At 59.9% G+C, this 5,150-nt stretch carries 5 protein-coding genes; 4 read left to right on the plus strand and 1 reads right to left on the minus strand.

Features of this window, described 5'->3' with window-relative positions:
* The coding region (locus ACO41U_RS09830; protein ID WP_485943587.1) for a hypothetical protein at positions 1–295 on the minus strand (295 nt) is incomplete at its 3' end.
* Between the two features lie 294 nt (positions 296–589).
* Between ACO41U_RS09830 and ACO41U_RS09835 the strand changes: the two genes are divergently transcribed.
* The 4 genes from ACO41U_RS09835 to ACO41U_RS09850 are packed head-to-tail and all read left to right on the plus strand — an operon-like array spanning position 590 to position 4,865.
* The gene (locus ACO41U_RS09835; protein WP_485943589.1) at positions 590–1,615 is read left to right on the plus strand and encodes a helix-turn-helix domain-containing protein; all 1,026 of its coding nucleotides are present in this window, start codon (positions 590–592) and stop codon (positions 1,613–1,615) included.
* 50 nt (positions 1,616–1,665) lie between these two features.
* A complete protein-coding gene (locus ACO41U_RS09840) occupies positions 1,666–3,135 on the plus strand; it encodes a cation:proton antiporter (RefSeq protein ID WP_485943591.1) in 1,470 nt (489 codons plus the stop codon).
* 6 nt (positions 3,136–3,141) lie between these two features.
* On the plus strand, positions 3,142–3,873 hold the full coding sequence (locus ACO41U_RS09845) for an MgtC/SapB family protein (RefSeq protein WP_485943593.1): 732 nt from the start codon (positions 3,142–3,144) through the stop codon (positions 3,871–3,873).
* A gap of 41 nt (positions 3,874–3,914) precedes the next feature.
* The gene (locus ACO41U_RS09850) at positions 3,915–4,865 is read left to right on the plus strand and encodes an EamA family transporter (protein WP_485943595.1); all 951 of its coding nucleotides are present in this window, start codon (positions 3,915–3,917) and stop codon (positions 4,863–4,865) included.
* Positions 4,866–5,150: the final 285 nt, after the last annotated feature.

The raw sequence follows: 5,150 nt of genomic DNA on the forward strand, positions 1-5,150 counted from the left end.
TGTTGAACGTGCCGATCGGGTCCCAGTTGCCGTACGACGACAGGTCGATGTCCGAAACCAGAATGAAGGATTTGTCCCGGTAGTCCTTGACCTTTGCGAGTTGTTCTGCCGTCGCGATCTGGTAGGGGGCCTCGAGCGTCCCCTGACCTCCCGCAAAGGGCGATGTCGAGCTTTCGCTCCTTCCGCTCCCTCCACAGCCTCCGTTCGCCAGCAGCACAATACCCAGAAGGAAGAGCATGACGATGTTCAACGCCCCGCGCCGGCTTCTCAGGTTTCTCATCCTCAGGCCTTTCATAATTGAAGCACCTCCTATGGATAATTTGGCATCTCTGCCCGTTATAGGGCTTATAGCGCAGTATGGCATAACAAACAGACAAACGCTTATGCGGGAGGAAATTTTCGTCATGGGAGAGGAAATTTTTAGTAAAATGCTATAATACTTCAGTTTGTTGAGGCTAACAAAAGGTCCGATGGCTTGCCGAGAATGGAAGTCTGAATGAGGAAGTCCATAATGATTGAACGGTCTTGCAGCGTCACCTTCAGGGATCACGTAGAGTTTTTTGAGGCAATCCATGAAACGGGGAGGCCCGTGAACGTTTCAAAGGCGGACGGCCCGGAGGATGGATTGGTTTCCCTGTCGGCCCCCTTTGCGGATATCCTTCTGGAAACCCACAGCCTGTTCCATGGCGTGAGCCTGAACGTCCTCGAGATCTCGCCGAGGGCGGACATCGTCATCCCCTACGATTTCGATGGCGGCGCCCTGGGGCTGGACTACCTCGCAGACGGCTCCTACCTCCTGGACGAGAGCAGCGGCAGAATGGTTTCGCCCGGGGACCTCTTCCTCCTGCCGCCGTCGGGCTGCAGGGGCAGTATGGCCTTTCGCGGCGGAAGGCCGAGCAGGACCATCGCCTTCGGCGGCCCCGGGAAGATATTGTCGGACCTCCTTGGAGAGGACGGCGGTGAATTGTGGGCGGAGGCGCTCAGAGCGGGCGGCGGATACGGGAGCGGACCTCGTTTGCTGCGTGCGCCGCAGGCCATGGCCGGCTCTTTTCTACAGATGCTACATTGCGATTATCCGACTCGTGCCAAGCGCTTGTTCCTCGAGGGCAAGCTGATGGAAATACTGTCGCGGATCATCGCCAGGGGATTGCCGGTCCAGGGAAACGAGGAGAATGATGGGGACGCTTTCGATCTGGAGCGGATCAGAACGATTCCGGGAATCCTGATGGAGCGCATCAGCAACCCTCCGTCGATCTCCGAGCTCGCCCATGAGCTGTCCGTCAACTCCACCACGATGAAGAAGGGCTTCAAAAATATCTTCGGCGAGCCGATTTACGCCCATCATCGGAACCTGTGTCTGAGCCTGGCCGCGACGCTGCTGCTCGAAACGGATAAATCCGTCTTTGAAATTGCCTCCGACGTCGGCTATTCCAACAGCGGAAACTTCGGCAGCGCCTTCAAAAGACGCTATGGCGTTTCCCCGATCCGGTACCGTCGGAACGGGCGGAGCGCTCCGCCGCTTGAGGAGCCCGGATTGCCGGGCCAAAGCAAAGGCCGCGAACAAAGCTGCGGATTTGAGGGCCCCCCTTCCTGCCTCCCTGCGGTTGAGTTATAATTAAAAAATTGTAAACCGTCACCGCAGGACCTCGGAAGGGAGGGGCAAAGTTGCCGGATTATCTCTCTGCCTTTCAAAATACGTCCTCAGCCGCCGCCGTCATCATGTCCGTAGCGCTCATGCTGTTCTCCGGATTCATGGCGACGCGCCTGACGAAGCGCCTGAGGCTGCCCGACGTGACCGCCTACATCGTTTCCGGTATCCTGATCGGGCCCTACTGCCTGCACCTCGTCCCCCTGCGGATCATCGACGGCATGGACTTCCTGCCGGACATCGCGCTCGCCTTCATCGCGTTCAGCACGGGCGAGTTCTTCAAGGTGTCCGTGCTGAAGAAGAACGGGCTGAAGGTAGTCGTCATCACGGTCCTTGAGGCGTGCCTCACGTCGGTCTTCATCTTCGTCGTCGCCTATTTCGTCCTCGGCCTCAACTTCGCCTTCTCGATCGTCCTGGCCGCCCTCGCCTCGGCGACCGCCCCCGCCTCGACCATGATGACGATCCGGCAGACGGGCGCAAAGGGGGACTTCGTCAACACGCTCCTGCAGGTCGTGGCGCTGGACGACGTCGTCGGATTGGTCGAATACAGCATCGCCATCTCCGTCGCCCTGGCGTCGATCTCCGGCAGGGGCGGGTTCAACCTCCGGAACGTCCTCCTTCCGATCGTCGTCAACGCGGGGGTCTTGGGTCTCGGCTGCTTCTTCGGCCTCGTGATGAAGTGGATGCTATTTCAAAGGCACTCCACCGACAACCGACTGATCATCTCCATCGCCCTCCTGTTCTCGTTCTGCGGCATCTGCACGCTGTTCGACGTTTCTCCGCTCCTGGGCTGCATGTCGATGGGCACGGTCTACATCAACCTCACCGAGGACGACAAGCTGTTCAAGCAGCTGAACTACTTCAGCCCTCCGCTCCTCCTCCTGTTCTTCGTCCGGTCGGGGCTGTCGTTCCAGTTGGACGCGCTCTTCGGCACGTCGGCCGCCGTCGGCCGCGTGCCGCTCCTCCTTGTCGGGGTCGTCTACTTCATCGTCCGCATCCTGGGGAAGTACGTCGGCGCCTTTTGGGGGTGCCTTCTCGTGCGCAAGCCGAAAAACGTCCGGGACTACCTCGGCCTGGCCCTGATCCCGCAAGCGGGCGTCGCCATCGGCCTCGCAGCTCTCGGCGCCAGGACGCTCGGCGGAGAAACGGGGAGCGCACTGCAGACCATCATTTTGGCCTCGAGCGTCCTCTACGAGTTGATCGGTCCGGGCTGCGCCAAGCTCTCGCTGTACCTGTCGGGCTCCTACCAGACGCGGATCGAGGACATCGTTCCGGAGGCGGACCTCCCGCCGGGCGAGGGGCAGAAGTCCCCTATAGACCTGTTGGTCGAGAGGATACAGAAGATACAGAAGGACCTTCCGCCCCCCAAGACGCTCCTCTCCGAGGAGGAGGATGCCTTTCTGGAGGCGTCGGAGAAGCAGTATGCGGCGATGGAGGCGGGCCGCCGCTATGCGAACATCCATCACTCGCGCACGAGGAGGTTTTAGAACATCATGAACGCTCAACTCAACGGCCTGGCCACGTCAATCCTTGAAGGCTGGACGGCGACGGAGCTCAACGTCCGCTCCGTCATGCTGAGGATCTTGATGTCGGTCGTCCTGGCGGCGATCATCGGCTGCGAACGGTCCAGCAAACGGCACTCCGCCGGACTGCGCACCTTCATCCTCGTTTCCCTGGCCTCCACGACGGCCATGCTGACGGACCTGTACCTCTGCCAATCCACCTCGGAGCGGTTCCCCTTCATGTCGGCAGCGGCCGTGGTCGGCGCCGCGATGATCAGCGTCAACGCCATCCTGTTCAGCTCGAGGAGCCAGATCAAAGGCCTGACCACGGCGGCGGCCCTCTGGTCCTGCGGACTGGTCGGGATGGCGCTGGGCGCGGGGCTCTACACGGTGGCCCTGTTCTCGTTCCTGGCCCTGTTTTCCTCCTTGGCCCTGTTCCCGCCCATCGAAAAGTACATGAAGGACAAGTCGAACCACTTCGAGATTCACCTGGAGCTGAAGAGCAAGGGCAACCTGCAGTACTTCGTCACGACGGTCCGGCGCCTGGGGATTCGGATTGAGGATATAGAGTCCAACCCCGCGTACCTGAACTCGGGCTTGAGCGTCTACACCGTCTCCCTGACCATCAACAGCGCCGAGCTGAAGAAGTACAAAAAGCACAGCGAGATCATCGAGGCCCTGCGGTCGCTTGAGTACATCTCCCACATCGAGGAGATTAGCTGACCGCGCCGGCCGTCTTCACGTCTTCAAATCGGAGGCAACGGATGAGGAAGGTTCGCACTGACTGCGGTGCCACCCCGCTGGCGGGGCCGCGCAAGATGGAAAGACGCGACGTCCTGCTGCTCCTGGCGGCGGCCGTCGTCTGGGGTGTCAACTTCGCGGTCGTCAAGGCCGGGCTGAGGTCGATGCCGCCCCTCTTTTTGGTCTTTTTGAGGTACCTGTTCGTCGTCCTTCCCCTGATCTTCTTCGTGAGGAAGCCCGCCGTCTCGTGGTGGACGATGGCGATCTACGCGCTGCTCAGCGGGGTAGGGCAGTTTTCCTTCCTGTTCTATTCGCTCAAGATCGGTATGCCCGCGGGGCTGGCCTCGGTGGTCATGCAGTTCCAGACCATCTTCACCCTGATCCTGTCGGCGTGGTTCATGGGGGAGAGGATCGGAGGGGGGCAGCTCGCCGGCATCGGCCTGGCCGCCATCGGATTGGGGCTGATCGCCGGCCCCTCCGGCGCGACAGCGGTCCCAAAGACAGCCTTTTTGACGAACCTCCTGTCCGCGCTCTGCTGGAGCTGTTCCAACCTCATCATCAAGAGGGCGTCCGAGGAGAGCCTTCGGAACGGAAGGCCCTTGGGCATCATGGAGATGATCGTCTGGTCCGCGATCTTCGTCCCTATCCCCATGCTCGTCCTCTCCCTCGTCAACGAGGGGCCGGATGCCATCCTGCGGTCGCTGACACAGATTGACCCTGCCGCCGTCCTCTCCGTCTTCTACCTCGTCGTCCTGTCCACGTTCTTCGCGTACTACGCATGGAACCAGATGATCGCCACGTACTCCGCCGGAAGGGTCGCCCCCTTCTCGCTCCTCGTGCCCGTCACGGGGCTGCTGGGGGGGATGCTGTTCCACAAGGAGCAACTGGACCCCCTGCAGTGGGCGGGCATTGCAGCCGTCATCGCCGGCCTGGTCTTCTTCCAGCTTGGAGAACGCCGGCCAAAAGCCCGTTAAGGAAATACCGGTTAAGCCGTTGAGGACGCTGCCTGGTTTCCCTGCCTGAAACTTCATCAGACCGCGCAAAGCGCGTTGGGTTGTGTAATAGCAAATTGAAAAAAGCCTCTTAAGGGGTGCGAAAACCGAGACACTTTCCGAGAGTAGTGTTTCAGATGTTCTACAATTTCTATCAGAGCATGGCATTCATAGAAAAATAGATTCGACCATTTTTGAAAACTGGAAGTAAACTAGGGCGTGTCATCAATTAAGCCATACTACAATAGCAGCGAGATAAACAGCGCC

The organism is Fretibacterium sp. (assembly GCF_057312375.1).

What these genes read in the sequence shown, in the direction of transcription:
- ACO41U_RS09845 (WP_485943593.1), top strand. Translation starts at nt 3,142, where the DNA reads ATGAACGCTCAACTCAACGGCCTGGCCACGTCAATCCTTGAAGGCTGG.
- ACO41U_RS09850 (WP_485943595.1), top strand. Translation starts at nt 3,915, where the DNA reads ATGAGGAAGGTTCGCACTGACTGCGGTGCCACCCCGCTGGCGGGGCCG.